This window comes from Chitinibacter sp. S2-10 (assembly GCF_046530675.1).
Taxonomy (GTDB): domain Bacteria; phylum Pseudomonadota; class Gammaproteobacteria; order Burkholderiales; family Chitinibacteraceae; genus Chitinibacter.
In genome coordinates this window covers 1486546-1509018 of record NZ_CP172558.1, presented here as the reverse complement: position 1 = coordinate 1509018, position 22473 = coordinate 1486546, and the positions used below count along the sequence as shown (strand labels likewise).

The 22473-nt window shown below is 50.8% G+C and carries 13 protein-coding genes; 3 read left to right on the top strand and 10 right to left on the bottom strand.

The annotated features are described in order from the left end of the window. Positions 1-65: 65 nt before the first annotated feature. Both ACG2XO_RS07165 and ACG2XO_RS07160 read left to right on the top strand, forming a co-directional pair. Complete coding sequence (locus ACG2XO_RS07165) at positions 66-2384, top strand: penicillin-binding protein 1A (RefSeq protein WP_410500129.1); 2319 nt, start codon at positions 66-68, stop codon at positions 2382-2384. Between the two features lie 183 nt (positions 2385-2567). Beyond that, complete coding sequence (locus ACG2XO_RS07160) at positions 2568-2984, top strand: PilZ domain-containing protein (protein WP_410500128.1); 417 nt, start codon at positions 2568-2570, stop codon at positions 2982-2984. Between the two features lie 55 nt (positions 2985-3039). On the opposite strand, the gene ACG2XO_RS07155 is transcribed toward ACG2XO_RS07160, so the two are convergent. The 3 genes from ACG2XO_RS07155 to ACG2XO_RS07145 form a co-directional block, all read right to left on the bottom strand. Then, the gene (locus ACG2XO_RS07155; RefSeq protein ID WP_410500127.1) at positions 3040-5007 is read right to left on the bottom strand and encodes an EAL domain-containing protein; all 1968 of its coding nucleotides are present in this window, start codon (positions 5005-5007) and stop codon (positions 3040-3042) included. A 30-nt stretch (positions 5008-5037) separates the two neighbouring features. After that, positions 5038-5739: a transglutaminase-like cysteine peptidase gene (locus tag ACG2XO_RS07150; protein ID WP_410500126.1), complete on the bottom strand. Its 702-nt coding sequence runs from the start codon at positions 5737-5739 to the stop codon at positions 5038-5040. Between the two features lie 77 nt (positions 5740-5816). Next, positions 5817-6461, bottom strand: a complete 645-nt coding sequence (locus ACG2XO_RS07145) for a response regulator transcription factor (protein WP_410500125.1) — start codon at positions 6459-6461, stop codon at positions 5817-5819. A gap of 204 nt (positions 6462-6665) precedes the next feature. Between ACG2XO_RS07145 and ACG2XO_RS07140 the strand changes: the two genes are divergently transcribed. Continuing rightward, positions 6666-13754, top strand: coding sequence for a retention module-containing protein (locus ACG2XO_RS07140; RefSeq protein WP_410500124.1), 7089 nt, complete (start codon positions 6666-6668; stop codon positions 13752-13754). A 95-nt stretch (positions 13755-13849) separates the two neighbouring features. Here ACG2XO_RS07140 and ACG2XO_RS07135 read toward each other — a convergent pair whose 3' ends face one another. The 7 genes from ACG2XO_RS07135 to ACG2XO_RS07105 form a co-directional block, all read right to left on the bottom strand. After that, on the bottom strand, positions 13850-15184 hold the full coding sequence (locus tag ACG2XO_RS07135; RefSeq protein ID WP_410500123.1) for an HlyD family type I secretion periplasmic adaptor subunit: 1335 nt from the start codon (positions 15182-15184) through the stop codon (positions 13850-13852). Next, complete coding sequence (locus ACG2XO_RS07130; RefSeq protein WP_410500122.1) at positions 15171-17342, bottom strand: type I secretion system permease/ATPase; 2172 nt, start codon at positions 17340-17342, stop codon at positions 15171-15173. The genes ACG2XO_RS07135 and ACG2XO_RS07130 overlap by 14 nt, the downstream gene beginning before the upstream one ends. A 212-nt stretch (positions 17343-17554) precedes the next feature. Continuing rightward, positions 17555-18865 carry a TolC family outer membrane protein gene (locus tag ACG2XO_RS07125; RefSeq protein WP_410500121.1) on the bottom strand — a complete coding sequence of 437 codons (1311 nt, stop codon included), beginning with the start codon at positions 18863-18865 and terminating at the stop codon, positions 17555-17557. 266 nt (positions 18866-19131) lie between these two features. Continuing rightward, positions 19132-20628 carry a ubiquinone biosynthesis regulatory protein kinase UbiB gene (ubiB, locus tag ACG2XO_RS07120; RefSeq protein WP_410500120.1) on the bottom strand — a complete coding sequence of 499 codons (1497 nt, stop codon included), beginning with the start codon at positions 20626-20628 and terminating at the stop codon, positions 19132-19134. Positions 20629-20636: 8 nt separating this feature from the next. Continuing rightward, entirely contained in the window at positions 20637-21236 is a 600-nt protein-coding gene (locus tag ACG2XO_RS07115; protein ID WP_410500119.1) for an SCP2 domain-containing protein, read from the bottom strand. Further along, positions 21236-21973: a bifunctional demethylmenaquinone methyltransferase/2-methoxy-6-polyprenyl-1,4-benzoquinol methylase UbiE gene (gene ubiE / locus ACG2XO_RS07110; RefSeq protein WP_410500118.1), complete on the bottom strand. Its 738-nt coding sequence runs from the start codon at positions 21971-21973 to the stop codon at positions 21236-21238. Before ubiE ends, ACG2XO_RS07115 begins: the two co-directional genes overlap by 1 nt. 15 nt (positions 21974-21988) lie before the next feature. Further along, complete coding sequence (locus tag ACG2XO_RS07105) at positions 21989-22366, bottom strand: gamma-butyrobetaine hydroxylase-like domain-containing protein (RefSeq protein ID WP_410500117.1); 378 nt, start codon at positions 22364-22366, stop codon at positions 21989-21991. Positions 22367-22473 lie beyond the last annotated feature (107 nt).

Here is a 22473-nt window from a genome sequence, read left to right as displayed (position 1 = left end):
AAAGCAATATTCCAAGTACATTAGTGCCTTGACTTGAACTTTATAAACAAACCGTCACGACCGCAATGACAAAAAAAATATTTTTAGCCATTTTTACAATAGTGATCTGCCTCTCACTAATTGTCATTTGCCTATCTGCGATGGCGGTTGCGATAACCTACCCCAAGCTTCCCTCGCTCGAAGCCTTAACCGATTACAAACCTAAAGTTCCATTGCGCATTTTTACACAGGACAAGATTCTGATCGGTGAATTTGGCGAAGAACGCCGAGCCTTTACCCCTATCGACAAAGTCCCCAAAGGAATGATTAATGCCCTGCTAGCAGCGGAAGATGAACGGTTTTACCGACACGGCGGAATTGATTATCTAGGCGTTATGCGTGCGATCATCGGCAATTTGACCTCAGGGCAAACCAGATCCGGTGCAAGTACAATCACAATGCAGGTCGCACGGAATTTTTATTTATCCAATGAGAAAACATTTACTCGCAAATTTAATGAGGCTCTACTGTCTTTCAAAATAGAGCACAATTTATCGAAAGACCAAATTTTAGAGTTATATATTAATCAAATTTATCTGGGTCAGCGTGCCTATGGATTTGCTTCTGCAGCACAAATTTATTTTGGCAAACCGCTGAATGCACTCAGTCACGCAGAAATGGCAATGTTGGCTGGCCTGCCTAAAGCCCCATCCGCTTACAATCCAGTTGTCAACCCCAAACGGGCAAAGCTGCGGCAAATGTATGTACTACGCAGAATGCACGAATTAAAAACGCTGACCGACACAGAATACCAACAAGCCCAAGTCGAACCCATTAAAGTGGTTCGTTCCAATCAGCAGTATCCTGTACATGCCGAGTATATTGCCGAGATGGTTCGGCAAATGATGTATGAGCGTTATAAGGACGCCATTTATACCGAAGGCTATCAAGTTTTTACCACCATTAATAGTCAAATGCAGCAAGCGGCCTATGAATCGCTGCGCGAAGGCTTACTCGATTATGACTCCCGACACGGATACCGCGGCCCAGAAGGGTTTATTGAACCGACATTGCTGACCAGCGGGGCCGAAGAACAGCTTGATGAAGCATTAAGCGGCATCAAGGATGCGGATGACTTGCGCATTGCCGTCGTAACCAAACTTACGAAAAATTCCGTCACGGCTTATATCAAGGGCGATGAACAAATCACAATCCAGGGTGATGGCTTGAAATTTGCTCGCAGTGCATTATCTGAAAAAAATGCCCCCGCCAAACGAATTCGCCCGGGTGCCATTATTCGGGTCAGGGCAAGCGACAAAGGCTGGATCATCACACAAGTTCCGCAAGTAGAAGGCGCTTTGGTAGCCGTCAACCCCCAACAAGGAGCGATTCAAGCGCTGGTGGGTGGCTTTGATTACAGTAACAATCATTTCAATCACGTCACCCAAGCTTGGCGCCAACCGGGCTCAAGCTTTAAGCCATTCATTTACTCTGCGGCACTTGAGCGCGGAATTACACCTGCCACACAAATCAATGACGCACCACTGGTCATCGACCCGGCTCAATCAAATGGTCAGGTTTGGGAGCCCAAAAATTACGATGGCACCTATTCAGGCATGATGCCGGTCAGAAAGGCATTGACGCTATCGAAAAACATGGTCTCGATCCGTATTTTGCAAGCCATCGGTACCGACTATGCGCAGCAACATTTAACCCGCTTTGGTTTTTCACCCAAAGACCACCCGCCTTACCTCACCATGGCGCTCGGTGCAGGCAGTGTCACGGCACTGCAAATGGCCGAAGGTTATTCGGTTTTTGCCAACACGGGCTATCGGGTTCGCTCTTATTTCATTGACCGAATCGAAGACAGTAAAGGCAAGATTATTGCTCAGACACAGCCTGAAATTGCAGGCAAAAATGCGGCTCGAACACTAGATCCACGCAATGCGTTTATCATGACCAGCATGATGGAAGATGTGATCAAAATGGGCACCGCGACCAAGGCAAAAGCACTCGGCCGCAACGATCTGGCAGGAAAAACAGGAACCACCAACGATGCCTATGATGCATGGTTTGCCGGTTTTCACCCCCAGCTGGTTGCCGTCACCTGGATGGGATTTGATCAGCCACGCTCGCTTGGTGCCCGCGAAACCGGCGGTGCCGCCGCCTTGCCAATCTGGGTGAATTTTATGAGCAGTGCGCTGCGCAATGTACCCGAAGCGCCTAAAGCCGTTCCGGAAGGCATTATCACCAAAACCTCAGAAACCGAGCGTGGCACAATTGTTGAGTATTATCTGCAAGAATTTCCAAGCACCAATAGCGAGCTCGGACTTGGGGGTGGTGGTGGCAACAATGTCGACAGCGATGCTCAAGCATTGGAAGAAATTAAAGAATTGCTGTTCTAACAGTCCGTTGAAAAACGTAGCGAGAGGCTCAAAGACAAGGCAAAAAATGGCGGAAAACCGGAGTTTACAGGCTGTAAATGAGGATTTTAGCCATTTTTTAACGCAGAATTTGAGTCTCTGCAGTAGTTTTCCAATGGCCTGCTAAGGCGCATTTGCATTTGGCCAATCAGCATAGGGGAGATAATGCAACGCAGAGATACGTTTCGGTTACCGATTCCGCATGCATTCGCCAGTGACTGCTTTATTGATACACCCCGTGGCATTGAAGCGATTATCGCGCTGGCCGACGTCAGCCTAGGGGGCGTTGGTTTGATTGGCTTTAGCGCCGACATTGAGCTGCAGACAGGCATGACACTCAAAGGATGTCGTATCGAATTAAGACATGTCGGGGCGATTCATTGCACATTGAATATTGGCCAGCAAACTGAAATCATCTTACCCAATGGCATCAGAACCATCAGAACTGGCTGCCAATTTTCACAACTCTCGGTGCACAGCGAACAATTGTTACAGCGGTTTATTTTCATGCTGGAACACGCTAGCCTAACGCAGTCAGCGTACGGCAACTCAACAAGCCCTTCAACAAAACAAAGGGTATAGCCACAGCCAGCCCATCAATAAACGCCGGCAAGGCAATACCAGGCAAGGTATGTTTCTACAAACTTCGGGCGGCCTGCCACAATTCGATATTTGCAACACCAAAGCCCTGCTCGCCATCGACTCTCAGCGACTCCAACATTTGTTTTTCTGCCGCGGTTTCTACCGACTTGGCAATCACCTGCAAGTCCAGTCCATGCGCGATTTTCACAATCGCATCCATGAAAAACTGATTTTCGCGGCTTTGATCAATTTCTTTCGTAAACGAGCCATCAACTTTGAGGTAATGTACTTTCAATGAGCTCAGATAAGTAAATGAACTAAACCCGCGGCCAAAATTATCCAGCCCGATTTGAACACCCAATGAGCCAACCTGATCAATAAAGCGACGTAAGTCATCGAGCTGACTCAAAGCCTCCTGTTCAGGCAATTCAAAAGAGAGTTGTTGCGCCACATCCGGTTGAACACGTAACTGATCCAATAACCATTGAACAAATTCGGGATGCGCAATCGAGGCGGGGAACAAATTAATGGCCAGTTTGAGATCCGGCGTTCTTTTCAGCTCTTGCAAACATAAAGCAATGACGATCCGGTCAAACTCCTGAATCAGCCCATGTCGTTTGGCCATGGGTACAAATAATCCGGCAGGAATTTGCTCTCCAAGTTCATCGCGCAAACGGAGAAAGACTTCACGATGAATCGGTTGGTCATCGACTGTATTAACTACCTGGGTATATAGCTCTACCCTTTGCGAATTCAAGGCCTCCAGCAATATACCCTTCCATTGCGTAGCACTCAGCGAACCATGACGGTGCGCCTCTTCCGGCGTGTAAAAATGTACGCTATTAGCGCCCTCGTTTTGCGCACTCCGCAGCGCCAAATCCACTTCCGAGAGCCATTGGGAAATATTTTGACCGTGATACATGGCGCCACCAATATGGGCGACATCGCCAAATGGGGTCATTCCGCGCTCAAATAGCGTCGTCAATTTATGCATCAGTGTATCGCCCAAGCTCCTGGCCTGACTCTGATCGATTCCAGCAAAGAAAGCGGCAAACGTATTACCGCTCATCCGAGCAAAAAATGCTTCATGTTGCTCGATATCGGGATGAACAGTTTTGAGTAGCGTTGCCACTTCAAGCAATAACTGATCAACAACACGAAAGCCTTTCTGATCATTGATTTCTTTCAAATGACTGATTTCCAAAAAGAGCAAAGCACCATGACTTAGCGGTTCATCAGCATCCATCAATTGTTTGACCCGCAGATCGAAATAACGCCGATTAGCCAGCCCGGTCAAACTGTCCAGATAAGCCTCGGCACGCATGCGCTCGATACTGGCAGCCTGCTCGGCAAACATTTCCTTCACTTTTTGGGTCATGCGATTCATAGCCTGTACAACACTTCGCAAATCCAGAGTCCAAGGTAATTTCGCCGGATCGGGATATTCGCGGTTGCAAATCGCCAGCGCCTGCATTTCCACGTCACGCAATGGCCGCAACACATAATGCAGCACCATCAAACCGACCAGTAAAGTCAGAATCGAGACACCCAGAAACCAGTACAGTGCATTGATACTACTCGCCCAAAGCGATGCATAAGCAATACCAGGGTTGGCGGCAATTTTGACCGTACCGGCTTGCTGCCAGCCGCTACTCATCAGCGACTCTCCCACCGGCGTTTCAATCGGAAACAAACGAACAAACCACTCTGGAACCTGATTGACCCGGGTTCCAGCATGTCGTTCGATCAGCAGTTTTCCTTCCATATCGGCAATCTGGATCGTACGGTAATAACCACTATCAAAAACAGCATCGACTGTGCGCTCGACCAAAACCTGATTATTTTTATCCATAATCAGTGGTGATAGCTGCATGCCCAACGAAGTCGCAGCATCTTGTGCAATCGTCGCCAACTGCTCAGCAATAAAGGCGCGTGAGTTCTCAGCATTCAGATACACCGTGCCGAAAAACAGGAATACAAACAAGGTCACAATCAACAAGATCAATTGCTTCAATAAAGTCATATCGTCCTCCTAGCGGAGTATCTGCGGACGTTAATCAAACTCTCGCCCTTGGCGTGCTCTTAATTGATCCCAAAGACTGATTTTATTTTTCCTCGGTGCAGCATTACCGCTGCTACGGTCTTTCGCCAACCAAAGCCCTTGCCCGTTAAACGCATACACTGGGATCAAATCAGGGCGCTGCGAAGCAGGTTTAATTTCAGGGATAAGATTGTCCAGCACCAAGGGAACTGCCGAAGGCGTTGGGTAATAGGTCAGAACCATATGCGCCAAATTAGCAGGCCCATAACCATTGGCCTGCACATAAGTAATCCGCAACTTGTTTTCCGGCACGCCCAAGGCTAACAGCGAAAAATACTTGGCAATTGCAAAATCTTCACAATCACCAATACCACGACCAAGAAACTCCACTGGGGTAGCCCAATAATCTTCGACCCCCCACGCCTGGCGGTCAGGGGTAAAAATAATTCGTTCATTAAAGAAGTCATTAATGCGCGTCAGCTTGCTCCGCTCATCACCTTGTTTATCGCCATCTAGCATTTCCTGCCAGCGACTCAAACGCTGTCTGGCTGCTACGCCATATTTGGCCTCAGCCTTATCCAGCGTATCCGCTTTTAATTTATATGGATTTTCACCGATGATGGGCGCTGATGAGCACGCAGCCAAGCTAATAGCCAGTAATAAAGTCAGGCGACCGAATGAACAAGAATGAGCAGGCGAAGAAGCAAGCATCATTGTTTAGCGCAAGGGATAAAATCCGGTATATGACTGAAAACTCAAAAGCTCAAGGGCAACTTGTCGGCATGCCACAATTACTCCGGCTGCGCATTATGCTGATTCACCAGCAACGCCAAATGCACCCGGTCATTCAGATGTAATTTACTAAAAATGGCGCTTAAATGCGTTTTGACCGTATGGTCTGAAATATTCAGCGCCCGGGCGATCAATTTATTGCTTTCGCCCTGCCCGACCAACTGCGCAATTTTTCGTTCTTGCGGAGTAAGCGAACTCAAACTGGTCGCACCATTGAGCGTTTTTTCCGTCGGGGCGGAAAAATGCTGCAAGCCTTGCAACAGCCTTGGCAAAGATTGATTCGACACCCAGATCCCACCCTTGCTGGTCACATCGACAATCACCCTGAGCCGTTCGTCATCCAGATCAGGGGTGCAGCAGGCTCGCACACCTAGCGCGAGCCAACGTAACTCTTCTTCGATTGAAAAGACCTCCCCAAGCAAACAGGTCGGAGTGTGCGCCACCCAGTTTCGAAAATCTGAGGATTCGCCAATAGACGGCCAAAGCCCCAAATCCAGAATGCAGCAGCGAAAATGCTGATCCGGCAGGCTGTTTTGTTCTGGCCATTTTCTACAGACCGACACCGACCCCAGCCCCGATAGCAAGGCATGCCAATGCTGCTCGATCTGTGTATTTGCCGTCATGATGACAAATTTTGGATTCATTTAACTGTATCGACCACCAAACCCTAGGGTTTTTATGTAGTTCATCAGGCTGATTTTTATCGGGCGTGAAATTCATACAATGAACTAATCAGCCAAATCGGAAATTGTGAGCGACTCTGCTTTCACCATGCACTCAGCTTAGTGCAGATGATTGTAAAAACTAGCTCTTCGACCATGGCGCACTCAAGACTAGGAGCACAGATCATGGCTACCGCAAACACCAGCAACATCAAAGCCACCGGCAGTGGCGCCAGCAGCCTGAACAGCAAAGGCACCGTTTCTCAAGTCATCGGCGAAGTCAAAGTCCTGACTGCCAGCGGAGAAACTCGTGTCCTGCAAGTGGGCGATAAGGTCAACCCCGGCGACACGATTCAGACTGGCGCAGATGGCGCAGTGTCGATCACCTTCGCGAATGGTTCGCAAATCACGCTTGGTCACGCAGACAGTCTGAGCCTGACCGAACAAATTCTGGCTCAATTGCTCCAGCCAGCCGATAGCGCAAATGCCGCCAACGCAGCAGATAGTGCCGCACGAATTCAAGAACTGATCGCCCAAGGCGCCGATCCGACCCAAGTCGCCGCAGCATCGGCAGCAGGGGCTCCCGGAGCCGGTGGAGCCGGCGGTGAAGATGGTGGACACAGCTTCGTCGTGCTTGATTCGCCCCAATCCAGAGTAGAAATTCCAACGGGGATTTCTACCATCGGCATTTCAGTAGAGCTCACTCCAACGCTGGCGGAACCATCTCAAGCTCAGCTGAATCAGCCGCCCGATGCCATTGACGACAATAGTACTAATGCAGAAAACGACGCCCTGACTACCAAGGAAGGGCAGGCATTGAATATCAATCCGCTGAGCTTACTTGCCAACGATACCGACCCAGACAACGACACGCTCACCATTATCAGCGTGCAAGATGCAGTCAACGGAACGGTAAGCCTAATTGACGGAAAAATCGTTTTCACCCCAAATGACAAATACAACGGCCCCGCAAGCTTCACCTACACCATTAGTGATGGACAAGGCGGAACCGATACAGCCACGGTCAATATCACAGTAACTCCTGTTAATGAGCCGCCTAGTATCACTACCGATGCCGGCAACCCAAGCGGGGCTAACGATGTTCTCAGTGAGGCCAATATCATTGCCAACGAACAAACTGGGCAACATGCCGGTACGGCGGCTGGAGAAGAAAATCCTACAGCAAGTGGCACCATCACAATTAATGACGGGGATGGGCTGGACGACATTCAGTCCATTTCCATCGCAGGACAGCTCTTTGACCGTGGAAACGGCTCATTTGCCGATTTAATTAACGACATATTGAACGCCCCCCCCATTGGAACCCCACATGGCACACTGGATTTAACTTCATATAGTAATGGTGTATTCACTTACACCTTCACTTTAACAACCTCTGTTATTAATGACGAAGGCGAGTCCAGCTTTGATGAGGTCATTCCATTGGCAATTTCTGATGGAGAAGCGCCACCAGCATCCGCAAACATCATTATTACAATTATTGATGATTTACCCACAATCAACGCTAACGATGAGTTCCTCTCATTGGTTGTGGATGAAACCACCCTAGGTGAGGCGGGTGCTGACAGTACCAGCTTTGCTAGCCTGTTTACCGCTGGTGACTTTGGCGCCGATGGTGAAGGCGATATTGCCTATGCTCTCTCCCTCAACCTCCCCGAAGAGGAGGATAGCGTTGACAGCGGATTGGTCGATACTTTGAGTGGCGACCCCGTCCTGCTCAGTGTCGATACCGACGGTGACGATGCCGGTGATATTGTCGGAATGGCCGATGGCGAAGAAGTTTTACGCATCAGTGTCGATGCGGAATCGGGCGAAGTCACACTCACGCAATATCGTGCTGTGGTTCATGGTGACCCATCCGATCCTGATGAAAGCGACACGCCAGCCACGTTGGATCTCGGTCTGGTCACTTTGACCGCCACCATTACCGATAAAGATGGCGACAGCGATACTGCCGAACGCGATATCAGCGGTAGCTTTGTCTTTGAGGATGATGGTCCAAGCATTGATCCGACTCAAACAGCAGTACCATCACTCATTGTCGATGAATCTGACCTCGACACCGAAGACGGCGCAACGACCAGTGCCTTCTTTACCAGCCTGTTTACCGCTGGTGACTTTGGCGCCGATGGTGAAGGCGATATTGCCTATGCTCTCTCCCTCAACCTCCCCGAAGAGGAGGATAGCGTTGACAGCGGATTGGTCGATACTTTGAGTGGCGACCCCGTCCTGCTCAGTGTCGATACCGACGGTGACGATGCCGGTGATATTGTCGGAATGGCCGATGGCGAAGAAGTTTTACGCATCAGTGTCGATGCGGAATCGGGCGAAGTCACACTCACGCAATATCGTGCTGTGGTTCATGGTGACCCATCCGATCCTGATGAAAGCGACACGCCAGCCACGTTGGATCTCGGTCTGGTCACTTTGACCGCCACCATTACCGATAAAGATGGCGACAGCGATACTGCCGAACGCGATATCAGCGGTAGCTTTGTCTTTGAGGATGATGGTCCAAGCATTGATCCGACTCAAACAGCAGTACCATCACTCATTGTCGATGAATCTGACCTCGACACCGAAGACGGCGCAACGACCAGTGCCTTCTTTACCAGCCTGTTTACCGCTGGTGACTTTGGCGCCGATGGTGAAGGCGATATTGCCTATGCTCTCTCCCTCAACCTCCCCGAAGAGGAGGATAGCGTTGACAGCGGATTGGTCGATACTTTGAGTGGCGACCCCGTCCTGCTCAGTGTCGATACCGACGGTGACGATGCCGGTGATATTGTCGGAATGGCCGATGGCGAAGAAGTTTTACGCATCAGTGTCGATGCGGAATCGGGCGAAGTCACACTCACGCAATATCGTGCTGTGGTTCATGGTGACCCATCCGATCCTGATGAAAGCGACACGCCAGCCACGTTGGATCTCGGTCTGGTCACTTTGACCGCCACCATTACCGATAAAGATGGCGACAGCGATACTGCCGAACGCGATATCAGCGGTAGCTTTGTCTTTGAGGATGATGGTCCAAGCATTGATCCGACTCAAACAGCAGTACCATCACTCATTGTCGATGAATCTGACCTCGACACCGAAGACGGCGCAACGACCAGTGCCTTCTTTACCAGCCTGTTTACCGCTGGTGACTTTGGCGCCGATGGTGAAGGCGATATTGCCTATGCTCTCTCCCTCAACCTCCCCGAAGAGGAGGATAGCGTTGACAGCGGATTGGTCGATACTTTGAGTGGCGACCCCGTCCTGCTCAGTGTCGATACCGACGGTGACGATGCCGGTGATATTGTCGGAATGGCCGATGGCGAAGAAGTTTTACGCATCAGTGTCGATGCGGAATCGGGCGAAGTCACACTCACGCAATATCGTGCTGTGGTTCATGGTGACCCATCCGATCCTGATGAAAGCGACACGCCAGCCACGTTGGATCTCGGTCTGGTCACTTTGACCGCCACCATTACCGATAAAGATGGCGACAGCGATACTGCCGAACGCGATATCAGCGGTAGCTTTGTCTTTGAGGATGATGGTCCAAGCATTGATCCGACTCAAACAGCAGTACCATCACTCATTGTCGATGAATCTGACCTCGACACCGAAGACGGCGCAACGACCAGTGCCTTCTTTACCAGCCTGTTTACCGCTGGTGACTTTGGCGCCGATGGTGAAGGCGATATTGCCTATGCTCTCTCCCTCAACCTCCCCGAAGAGGAGGATAGCGTTGACAGCGGATTGGTCGATACTTTGAGTGGCGACCCCGTCCTGCTCAGTGTCGATACCGACGGTGACGATGCCGGTGATATTGTCGGAATGGCCGATGGCGAAGAAGTTTTACGCATCAGTGTCGATGCGGAATCGGGCGAAGTCACACTCACGCAATATCGTGCTGTGGTTCATGGTGACCCATCCGATCCTGATGAAAGCGACACGCCAGCCACGTTGGATCTCGGTCTGGTCACTTTGACCGCCACCATTACCGATAAAGATGGCGACAGCGATACTGCCGAACGCGATATCAGCGGTAGCTTTGTCTTTGAGGATGATGGTCCAAGCATTGATCCGACTCAAACAGCAGTACCATCACTCATTGTCGATGAATCTGACCTCGACACCGAAGACGGCGCAACGACCAGTGCCTTCTTTACCAGCCTGTTTACCGCTGGTGACTTTGGCGCCGATGGTGAAGGCGATATTGCCTATGCTCTCTCCCTCAACCTCCCCGAAGAGGAGGATAGCGTTGACAGCGGATTGGTCGATACTTTGAGTGGCGACCCCGTCCTGCTCAGTGTCGATACCGACGGTGACGATGCCGGTGATATTGTCGGAATGGCCGATGGCGAAGAAGTTTTACGCATCAGTGTCGATGCGGAATCGGGCGAAGTCACACTCACGCAATATCGTGCTGTGGTTCATGGTGACCCATCCGATCCTGATGAAAGCGACACGCCAGCCACGTTGGATCTCGGTCTGGTCACTTTGACCGCCACCATTACCGATAAAGATGGCGACAGCGATACTGCCGAACGCGATATCAGCGGTAGCTTTGTCTTTGAGGATGATGGTCCAAGCATTGATCCGACTCAAACAGCAGTACCATCACTCATTGTCGATGAATCTGACCTCGACACCGAAGACGGCGCAACGACCAGTGCCTTCTTTACCAGCCTGTTTACCGCTGGTGACTTTGGCGCCGATGGTGAAGGCGATATTGCCTATGCTCTCTCCCTCAACCTCCCCGAAGAGGAGGATAGCGTTGACAGCGGATTGGTCGATACTTTGAGTGGCGACCCCGTCCTGCTCAGTGTCGATACCGACGGTGACGATGCCGGTGATATTGTCGGAATGGCCGATGGCGAAGAAGTTTTACGCATCAGTGTCGATGCGGAATCGGGCGAAGTCACACTCACGCAATATCGTGCTGTGGTTCATGGTGACCCATCCGATCCTGATGAAAGCGACACGCCAGCCACGTTGGATCTCGGTCTGGTCACTTTGACCGCCACCATTACCGATAAAGATGGCGACAGCGATACTGCCGAACGCGATATCAGCGGTAGCTTTGTCTTTGAGGATGATGGTCCAAGCATTGATCCGACTCAAACAGCAGTACCATCACTCATTGTCGATGAATCTGACCTCGACACCGAAGACGGCGCAACGACCAGTGCCTTCTTTACCAGCCTGTTTACCGCTGGTGACTTTGGCGCCGATGGTGAAGGCGATATTGCCTATGCTCTCTCCCTCAACCTCCCCGAAGAGGAGGATAGCGTTGACAGCGGATTGGTCGATACTTTGAGTGGCGACCCCGTCCTGCTCAGTGTCGATACCGACGGTGACGATGCCGGTGATATTGTCGGAATGGCCGATGGCGAAGAAGTTTTACGCATCAGTGTCGATGCGGAATCGGGCGAAGTCACACTCACGCAATATCGTGCTGTGGTTCATGGTGACCCATCCGATCCTGATGAAAGCGACACGCCAGCCACGTTGGATCTCGGTCTGGTCACTTTGACCGCCACCATTACCGATAAAGATGGCGACAGCGATACTGCCGAACGCGATATCAGCGGTAGCTTTGCCTTTGAAGATGATGGGCCAAGCATAGTTGCCCACTCCAACCTTATCTTTGCCAACGAAGGATCAACCCCAACTGGTACTGGTTATTTCGACTACAGCATTGGTGCCGATAAACGGGGCAGTTATTCATCTGTAAATTCCGATTTCGGTCAAATCCTGCTAGCAGGTATGGTGGGAAACATTAACATCAGCACAACAAATGTCACCTGGGAAAGTGAGGATGATGCAACTGCAAACTTCACATTCAGCTTTAAGTATGACGCAGACCCGGTCAATCCCGACAATGCCCTTACGAATGCCACAGGCAGTTTGGTTTTTGACAAGGAAAGTGGAGAATATTCAGTGACCTTGGATCAGCCACTACTTGGTTACACCACATTAACCACAAGCAACACCATAGGTACGCCAGATAGTTATCAATTGCCAGCCAATGGTGGAGGACAACCTGAGGTAGTGGTTTCAACGCTACTTGAGGCAACCCAATCTGACCCTGGGTTCTATATACAATTCACAGCCCCAGCAACACAAGGTGGCAGCGGTCTGAAAGCAGGTGGGGATAGCGCCTTTAGCATAGGTGAACTCTTTGCCACTGCAGGAGAAGTCGGCACCCTCACAATCAGCGGGACTTCGAATGGCGTGGGTAGCGACACTTTGCAACAAGGTGATGTACTGGACATGGATTTCTTCACCTACCATCCGGGCTCGAATATTGCAGCGTCACCTGATGCCAGAGTCAGCGGATTGTTCCTCAAACTTAACCAGCTGGATAATGGTGATGATTTGATCGTTGTCCTCAAACTCATCGACCCAGATACAAATGACATCACAACCCGAGTGCTTGTGGTCGAATATGGCGACATTGCGTTGACAGGAGACAAAACCGGCACGGTTTATATCGAAAGCAATGATTACAACGCTCTTGGCGAAAACTGGCAAATTTACGGTGCACAACTGATGACTTCGACGAATGGTGTCAGCGGAACAGGCATCAATCTCAATGGAGGTCTTGGCAGCAGCGGCAGTAGTCTGGACGAAAATGGTGACTTGATCACGCAAGCTTTCACCAACAACGGGGCTACTGATGATAATGATGTCGTCAAAGTCGTCGATATTGGATTAATCACCAGCACCAACAATAACCTAGATGCGGAACTGCAATTTAGCTTCGATATCACCGACGCGGATGGCGACAGCACAGCTCAACAAACACTGAACGTGAGTATCATTAACGGCACCACCTTCACAGGCAGCAGCTCTGCTGACGCAATTCAGGGCTCGGAAGGTGATGACATCATCACTGGCGGTGAGGGTCATGACATTCTGAATGGCGGGGATGGGTCGGATATTTTTGTTCTGGCTGTCGGAGCGGATAATGCGGATATCATCCAAGATTTCAATGTTGATGCCAAAGCCGATGGTGGAGATGTACTGGATATTTCCGACCTGCTGGAAGGTGCGATTGGGTATGACGGATCGAATCTGGGGGCATTCCTGACATTTTCAGCGATCAACCCGGACAATCTATCCGAGGGAACCATCGTCAAATTCGACAGCGATGGAATTGGAAATGATGGCGTCCAAGTGGCAACACTACAGGGGGTTAGTCCGCAAAACTTGCTTGACACCTTGATCAGCAATGGCGAGATCAAAACCACTGATTAAACATGCAGTACAAAACCAAAATACCCGGCCATACATGGCTGGGTATTTTTATGAACACCAATCACATAAGGAGCTACATTAATATACCCTTAGGATTAACGTTCCCGCATTGCCTCGTCTTTCGCTTTGACGATGGGTTTCATCAGGTATTGCAATACGGTTTTTTTACCGGTTCGGATATGTACGGTTGCCAGCATGCCCGGAATAATGGGCAATGCCTGCTTGGCGTCGCCCAGATGGTTGGAGCGGGTTCGCACCCGAACCAGATAGTAACTCTCTTTTTTGGCTTCATCGGTAATCGAATCGGCAGTGATCGTTTCGACATCGGCGAGCAAACCGCCATAAACAGAGAAATCATAGGCAGTAAGCTTGACCATAGCCTCTTGCTTGGGGCGCAGAAAACCGATGTCCGAAGGTCTGATTTTGGCCTCGACCAGCAGATTATCTTCCAGCGGGACAATCTCCATCACATCCATTCCCGGCTGTAAGACACCGCCAATGGTGTTGACCTTGATCAGTTTCACTATCCCGGCCACCGGGGCACGAATCGTGGTGCGCTCAAAACGATCACTCAAAGCCACCGTGGTTGCCGATGTCGCATCCAGTTCAGCTTTGACTGCAGCAAGTTCATTCGAGGCATCGGCTCTGGCCTTAGCATAAACGCCTGCGATTTTGCCATTGGTTTCAGCCAGGCTACTTTGCAGGCCTGGGATCGCGATTCGTGTTTCGTTAATTTCACCTGTCAAATCGCTGATCTGCCGTTGCAAATGCATGAAATCGATTTTGGAGATCACATTTTGCTCGGCCAGCGGCTTACTCATGACATACTCCTCTTGTGCCAGCCTTAGCCCTGCTTCAAGCTTGCTCAATTTCGCACGCATGGCGGAAATATCATGGCTACGCTGCGCCGCTTCACTTTGCAAAATGGAAACTGACGACTCTAGCTCACGTTTACGCGAGTCAAATAATTGCTGTTCGGCGGCAATCAACTCCGGATTGCTTTTGAGTATTTTCTCAGGCGGAATAAACAGCGTGCCATTGGCTTCGGCAGTCAACCGTGCAGCTTTGGCTGCCAGTGACTCGTATTTGACCGTGGTTTCGCCCAGTGATGAAGAGAAGCGTTTTTCATCCAGCTTCATCAAAATCTGGCCTTTTTTGACCACCTCACCGACCTTCACCGGAATACTGGCGACAATGCCGCCCTCCAGATTCTGAATCACCTGTACCTGGCTGGATGGAATCACTTTGCCTTCGGCAACAGTCACTTCATCAATTTTGGCCAATGCAGCCCACAACAGGGCAATCAGCATCAAGGCGGCAAAAGCGTACAAAATCCCATTGGCCAACCAGGTTGAGCCGCCATAAACGGCTGCGACACCATCGCCGAGAAAATGCAGATCTTCATTTTTAATGGATTTATTTTGCGCCATGGAGTTTCCCCCCTGCGAGCATGCTCACCACTTCGTCTTTTGGACCATCGGCAATCAGGCGGCCATTGTCCAGCACCAGCAGGCGATCAACCAGCGTGAGCATTGACATGCGATGGGTAATTAAAACCAGCGAGTGATTCGGATTCAGGCGACGGGAAAAGCGCTGTTTGAATTGCTCTTCACTCCGGTTATCCAGCGAGCTGGTCACCTCGTCAAACAGATAAATGGCGGGATTCAATAGCAAGGCCCGGGCAATGCCGATGGTCTGTTTCTGTCCTCCCGACAAACCTTCGCCGCGCTCACCGATCACCATCTCGAAACCTTTGGGGTGACGATTGATAAAGTCACTCACCCCAGCGATTTCGGCGGCATCAAGCATCGCGGCATCATCAATATAAGGCGCAGACAAGACAATATTGTCACGCACCGAACCATAGAACAGAAACACATCCTCGGGTACATAGCCAATATTGTGGCGCAATTGCGCTGGGTCAATTTGCCGCACATCGACGCCATCAATCCACACGGCGCCCGAAGTGGGCTCCTGAAAGCCCAAGATCAATTTCTCCAGCGTACTTTTACCCGAGCCGATCCGGCCAATAATTGCGACCCGCTCACCGGGCGAAATATGGAAAGACACATTATCCAGCGCCAGAGTATCCTGCCCCGCATAAGAAAAGCTGACATTACGAAATTCAATTTCGCCTTTGAAATCGGGGCGTTGAACAAAATCCTTACCTTTCGGCCGTTCAACCGGCAAGGCCATCACCTGCTCCATACCTTTTAAACCAGCCCGTGCCTGATGGTAGCGACTAATCAGGCTGGCAACTTGAGCAAAAGGCCCCAGTGTGCGCCCCAGTAATAAATTGCAGGCAATCAGACCACCGACGGTCAATGTACGCTCACCGATCAGATAGACCCCGCCGATCACCATCAAAATGGTGGCCAGTTGCTGCCAAAATCCGGCCTGAGTCACAATCAGCGACGACAAACTGCGCGTCTGAACAGCAAGACGACCAAACTCACCCAAGTTTTTTTCCCAGCGCCGCTGTGCATTGCTTTCCGCAGTACAGGCCTTGAGCGTGTCAATGCCTCCCAATGATTCAATCAGGCTCGCCTGTTTTTGCGCAGCGACCCGAAAACTTTGCTGGATCAACTCACCCAGAGGACGTTGTAAAAACAGACTAATGACAACAATCAAGGGGATAAACAAAATCGGAATCAGCACCAGCCAACCACCCAGCCAATAAATCACCAACAGAAATAAAATCACAAATGGAATATCGACAATGACGGTCACCGTAGCCGAAGTAATAAAATCCCGAAAGCCTTCAAACTCCTGAAAATGGCTGACCATGGCACCAATTGACTGAGGTCTGGCCGGTACTTTTAAACCCAGTACATGCTCGAAAATCTGCGCCGACAACATCACATCAATGCGCTTGCCGGCCAGGTCGATGTAATAAGAGCGCAACATCTTGATCACAAAATCAAAAACCAGCAGCAAACTCACGCCAATGGCTAATACCCATAAAGTTTCATAAATCTGGTTGGGAACGACGCGGTCATACACGTTCATCGTGAACAAGGGCACTGCCAGTGCAAACAGATTAATCAGGAAAGCAGCCAGCAGCACATGTCCGTACATCGGATAGCACATTTCAAAACTGCTCCAGAACCAATGCTGCGCTTTGGGAATGTAATTTTCCTGAGTACGGGCATCAAACTGAAAGCTCGGTTTTACAAAAATAACAAACCCGCAATACAAACGCTCCAGCTCATATTGTTCAATATCATGCTCGCCACCAGCAGAACTAGTTTCGAGAATTTTCCAACGCATCCCGTTTCGTTTTAGCGCAACGCAGGCACCGCCTTCCTTCAATAGCAGCACAACCGGCAGCGAAAGATCGGGAATATCATCGAGCGTGCGCCGCTGCAATTTGGCAGTCAATCCAGCCCGCGCTGCAGCTCGCGAAAACAGAACTGCACTCAGGCGGTTACCAACCAATGGCAGGCCGCTGGTGAGTGTTTGTGCAGAAAAGGGGCGATGAAAATAACGGGTTAACTGAATCAGGCAGGTCGTAAGCGGATCATCCGGCATGAATGCCGAATGGGGTATGGCAGTTTCATGGGGGGGCAATGGCGAGCTGGTGGTCACGATGCTTTCCTATATGCAAACAGGCCTAATTTGATCGTAGATGAAAATATTAGGTCTGTTGACGTTTGGTTTACGATTCGCAAAGCAAAAACCAACAGCCCCCAGAAAGCGCTTTTCAGGATGAGGGATAGATTCCCGCTTGTTTGCACACAAGCTCAGAACACTGAGGCGACCGAAGTCGCCTCAGTGTCATCAGTTGTAGTGCTTCGGGATTACTGTTCAGGTACGATCGTTTCATCCAGCGGTTTGATGCTAAGCGTACTCAGCAATTGGTTGCCATCGGCCAATAGCCGGAAACGGGCTCGCAATTCATCATACTGCCCTGCAACCAGGTCGCGGCGCGCGGTAAAGTACTCGTTTTCACTATCAAGCAAGTCGAGCAAGGAACGTTGTCCCAGCGAGAATTGCTTGCTGTATTCATCTCGTGCAGCCTTGCTGGAGTTGGCGTAGCTAGTCAGTACCGGCACTCGTTCTGCCGCAATCATCATGGCGTTCCACGACAGAGAAGCATTCTGGCGAACTTGCCGTTCAACCCGGCGAGCAACCTCTTCGGCAGCGTAAACCAGCTCTTTGGTTTCAGCCACATAAGCTTTGTCTTCACCGCTTTTAAAGAAATAACGCACTTTCACCATACCGTAATAGCGCTCGGTTTCTTCTACCCGGATACCGTCCAGCGTGTCGGTGTAAACCGCTCCGGCCTCCAGATCGACTCGCGGATACATTTGCGATTGCGCCAAGCCATGCTGAGCCTGAGCCCCTGCCGCATCAGCTCGCGCAGCCTGTAATAGACGATTATTGCCAGCGGCCCAATTGGCAGCCTCTTCCATCGTCATTGGCAAGCCCTCCGGTGAAGCCGGACGGACAAGATCTTCTGCCACCTCACCGACCATACGCTGGTAAGCGATATTGGCTTCATTCAACGCTGATTGCGCGGCAGACAAATTTGCCTTGGCTAAGGACACACGTGCATCGATTTGCTCATCATCCGATTTACGACCAAAACCGCCGGCTGTTCGCGCCTTGACCTGATCTGCCGTGCTTAAATGCGCTTCCAGATTGGCCTGCGTCAATGCAAGCAATTCTTGGTTACGCAGCACGTCAAGGTAGGCTTCGCTGGTTTTCAGCGCAATGTCTTCCGAAGTATTGGCAACCCGGTGTGCTGCCCCCAATTGTCTGGCTTGTTGTCGCTCAACTTCGCTTTTGGTTCCCATGCCATCAAACAACATCTGGGTCAGAAAGGCCTGCGCTTCTTGGCGGTTATAATTGATGCCACCGCCAAAAGCGGTGCGGGTTGAAAAATCCTCGGTATATTCACGACCCGCGCCGGCTGACAGCTCAACTTTCGGGTAATAGCCGGTTTTGGCCTTGTCAACTGCGGCATTGCTGGCTCGACGTTGACCTACTTCAGTCTGGATATCTGGACTCGATTGCAGCAATTTTTCGACCACTTGTGACAATGGAGCGGCCCATGTTTGCGGAGCAAAAGCGGCCATTACTGCCACGCTGCATAGATATTTGCGCATCTTTAAAACTCCTCTATTAGAACTTGATGAAATTGCTTTCAACAAATTTGCTTTGATCTTATTGGAAATAAAGTTTCGTCTTTATCCAATCAATACAGATCATATTTTACGCAATAGCAAGCAGAAAGTTTCCTGATGGCCCTCGTGTTTCGATCAAACGGCATGCAGCTAAATCATTGAATTCTAATCAGTTAGCTCCACAAAAAAAACAAGCCACCGCAAAGGTGGCTTGTTATTCAGGGCGAAATCCGTTGTTAATAATCCAGTCATCCTGCCAGCAACAAAGCCAGCAGCACAGCGATCAGCGCCAGCAAATAATTGCGTTTCTTCTGTTCCCACATCAAACCCCGATAGCCGGCCAGCAATAGCTCGGAGTGATTCTGACTCAAGACTTCATTGAGCCTGCGCGGCAAGGCAGGCAGCAAGGTTGCCCATTGTGGCGCTTCGTGTTTGAGCGTATTGATCAGCCCGCGCCAGCCGATTTGTTCGTTCATCCAGCGCTCAAGAAACGGCTTGGCGGTTTGCCATAAATCCAGCTCCGGATCGAGCTGACGACCCAGCCCTTCAATATTAAGCAAAGTTTTTTGCAGCAGCACCAGCTGTGGCTGGATTTCGACATTAAAGCGGCGCGACGTTTCAAACAGACGCAGCAAGACAAAACCAAACGAGATCTGCGACAGCGGTTTGTTGAAAAACGGCTCGCAAACGGTGCGGATCGCGCTTTCCAGTGCTTCAACGCGCGTATCTTTGGGCACCCAGCCGCATTCGATATGCGCAGTCGCAACGCGGTGATAATCGCGATTGAAAAAAGCCAGAAAGTTAATCGCCAGATACTGCTTATCGGTATCGCTCAGAGAGCCAACAATACCAAAGTCTAGCGCGATATACCTATTATCTGGCGCGACAAAAATATTGCCCGGATGCATATCGGCATGAAAAAAACCATGCCGGAAAACCTGGGTGAAAAAAATTTCAACGCCAAAACGGCTGAGCTTTTTCAGATCCATTCCGGCCGCTTTCAGCTCGTCGATTTTGCCAATCGGAATCCCGTCCATCCATTCGAGCACCAGCACTTCGCGGGCGCAAAAGTCGTAATAGACTTCGGGAACAATCAATTGGGAGGAATGCAAAAAATTGCGGCGCAACTGGCTGGCATTGCCCGCCTCGCACATCAAATCCAGTTCGTCATGCAAGTAATGATCAAACTCGGCAACGACTTCGCGCGGTTTTAAACGTTTGCCGTCGGCAAACAGCTTTTCAACGCAAAGCGCCAAGATTTTGAGCAAGGCCAGATCGCTTTCGATCACCGGCAAAATACCGGGGCGCAGCACTTTGACAGCCACGGCCTTGCCATCGTGCAATTTGGCGCGGTGTACCTGCGCCACCGAAGCTGACGCGACCGGAACCGGGTCAAACTCGGCAAACAGCTCGGCAATCGGTTTGCCCAGACTGGCTTCGATCTGGACAATCGCCACTTGCGAATCGAACGGCGGCACATTGTCCTGCAATTGCGCCAGCTCATTGGCAATGTCAGTTGGCATCAGGTCGCGGCGTGTAGACAAAACCTGACCGAACTTGACAAAAATGGGGCCTAAAGATTCAAGCGCCAGCCGCAGCCGGACTGCACGTGGCTGATCGAGTTTGCGCCAGAAAAACAGCAGGCCAATGAAACGACGCAAGCCATGCACCCGCTCATGGCCAAGCAGAAACTCATCCAGCCCGAAGTGCACCACAACGTAGGCGATTTTAAAAAAACGGAACATGTGTGCCTTTATTGAACACGGCGATGGGGAAAACTTGGGGAGATATCCGCCTCAAGCTGGCAAAGACGCTTTTCCAGCCGAGCCAGATCGTGGCGCAAAGTATCAACTTCATCGCAAAACGCCGTGACAGCCTCCTTGCGCGGCAACAGTCTGTCCTCATCGCGCAGATATTCGACCATAGTCTCAGTGAAACGCTGCCCCAGCGCCAGTGGCGCACGGAACATGCTCTGGCTAAGAGTGGCAATCCGGTGTGCCAGCACATCACCAACCAGCAGCGACAAATCTTCCGCCGCATCCCAGCTTAAAGCCCCCAAAGCAGCACCCACTTTGCTCGCCAGCTCGGCATCACCCTCAACCCGAACCAGACGCGCAGCGGCTTGTGCGTCAGTCAAACGAACGACAAAAAATGGTGCGGGCAAAATCAGCGTCGCTTCCGGCTCGGCTTCACTGTGCGCGAGCAAACCATCGGGCATCACGACGACATTGGCAGCCAGCAGGGGTAAGTCCAGCGCAAAAGTATGCCCCGCAATCCGGGACAAATCAGTCTGCACCGCCGGTGCCTGCTTTAGCAGGTGATTGAGCGCCCCGCTCAAACCTTGCGCTAGCATCAGAACTTCGTCCCTTTATGTAGCGCAACGACGCCGCCGGTCATATTGTGAAAATCAGCCCGGCCAAAACCGGCATCAAGCATCATTTGCTTGAGCGTTTCCTGATCAGGGTGCATGCGGATCGACTCGGCCAGATATTGATAAGACGCGGCATCATTGGCGACCAGCTTGCCCATGAAAGGCAGCAGTTTGAACGAATAAATATCGTAGGCCGGTTTAAGCGGTGCCCAGACTTTGGAGAACTCCAGCACCAGCAAACGACCACCCGGTTTCAGTACACGGTGCATTTCTTTCAACGCTGCATCTTTGTGCGTCATATTGCGCAAGCCAAAAGCCACCGAAACAATATCGAAGTATCCGTCTGGAAATGGCAGCTTCTCTGCATCACATTGAGCTACTGGCAGGGGGTATCCAGCGTCGAGTAAACGATCACGACCGACACCGAGCATCGAACTATTAATATCAGTCAGCCAGACCTGGCCGCTTTTGCCGACTTTTTTGCTGAACGCTTTGGACAGGTCGCCCGTTCCGCCAGCGATATCCAAAATCTTGTCACCCGCTTTGGCGCCGCTGGTTTCAATCGTGAAAAATTTCCACGCACGATGCAGACCAGCCGACATCAGATCGTTCATCACGTCGTATTTCTGCGCGACCGAATGAAACACTTCGGCGACTTTCTGCGCTTTTTCGGATTCGTTAACGGTGCTGAAACCGAAATGGGTTTTTGAATCGCTCATTGCGTTCTGCCTTGATTAGATTGGTTCACGCGACGCGCCAGCCGCCGCCAGTTCAGTGAGATATTTCTGCCAGTAGGCGTCGTAATTTGCGCCCAGCTCATAGAGGTATTGCCATGAGAACAAGCCGGAATCATGGCCGTCGTCGAATACCAGCTTGAGCGCGTAATGTCCGACTGGCTCGATGGCTTTGATATTGACGCCGATTTTACCGACTTGCAGTACTTCGTTGCCAACGCCGTGGCCGCGTACTTCGGCCGAGGGGCTAAACACGCGCAGGTATTCACACGGCAATTTAAACTGCGCGCCATCAGCAAAAACGATTTCAAGCGCGCGCGTAGCTTGATGCAAGGTGACAGCGGTAACTTGCGGGGTATCTGCGTTCAGGCCGGCCATGGACTTTGCCTACAAATCTAAGATCGGTAATGATACCGCGCTTAGCGCTCAGCAGCCACGACCACACGCTTTCAGAGTTTGAAAAATCCGTAGCTCATTTGCGAACT

Coding starts and splice junctions, on each gene's coding strand:
- ACG2XO_RS07165 (WP_410500129.1), top strand. CDS start 66: ATGACAAAAAAAATATTTTTAGCCATTTTTACAATAGTGATCTGCCTC.
- ACG2XO_RS07160 (WP_410500128.1), top strand. CDS start 2,568: ATGCAACGCAGAGATACGTTTCGGTTACCGATTCCGCATGCATTCGCC.
- ACG2XO_RS07155 (WP_410500127.1), bottom strand. CDS start 5,007: ATGACTTTATTGAAGCAATTGATCTTGTTGATTGTGACCTTGTTTGTA.
- ACG2XO_RS07150 (WP_410500126.1), bottom strand. CDS start 5,739: ATGATGCTTGCTTCTTCGCCTGCTCATTCTTGTTCATTCGGTCGCCTG.
- ACG2XO_RS07145 (WP_410500125.1), bottom strand. CDS start 6,461: ATGAATCCAAAATTTGTCATCATGACGGCAAATACACAGATCGAGCAG.
- ACG2XO_RS07140 (WP_410500124.1), top strand. CDS start 6,666: ATGGCTACCGCAAACACCAGCAACATCAAAGCCACCGGCAGTGGCGCC.
- ACG2XO_RS07135 (WP_410500123.1), bottom strand. CDS start 15,184: ATGGCGCAAAATAAATCCATTAAAAATGAAGATCTGCATTTTCTCGGC.
- ACG2XO_RS07125 (WP_410500121.1), bottom strand. CDS start 18,865: ATGCGCAAATATCTATGCAGCGTGGCAGTAATGGCCGCTTTTGCTCCG.
- ubiB (WP_410500120.1), bottom strand. CDS start 20,628: ATGTTCCGTTTTTTTAAAATCGCCTACGTTGTGGTGCACTTCGGGCTG.
- ACG2XO_RS07115 (WP_410500119.1), bottom strand. CDS start 21,236: ATGCTAGCGCAAGGTTTGAGCGGGGCGCTCAATCACCTGCTAAAGCAG.
- ubiE (WP_410500118.1), bottom strand. CDS start 21,973: ATGAGCGATTCAAAAACCCATTTCGGTTTCAGCACCGTTAACGAATCC.
- ACG2XO_RS07105 (WP_410500117.1), bottom strand. CDS start 22,366: ATGGCCGGCCTGAACGCAGATACCCCGCAAGTTACCGCTGTCACCTTG.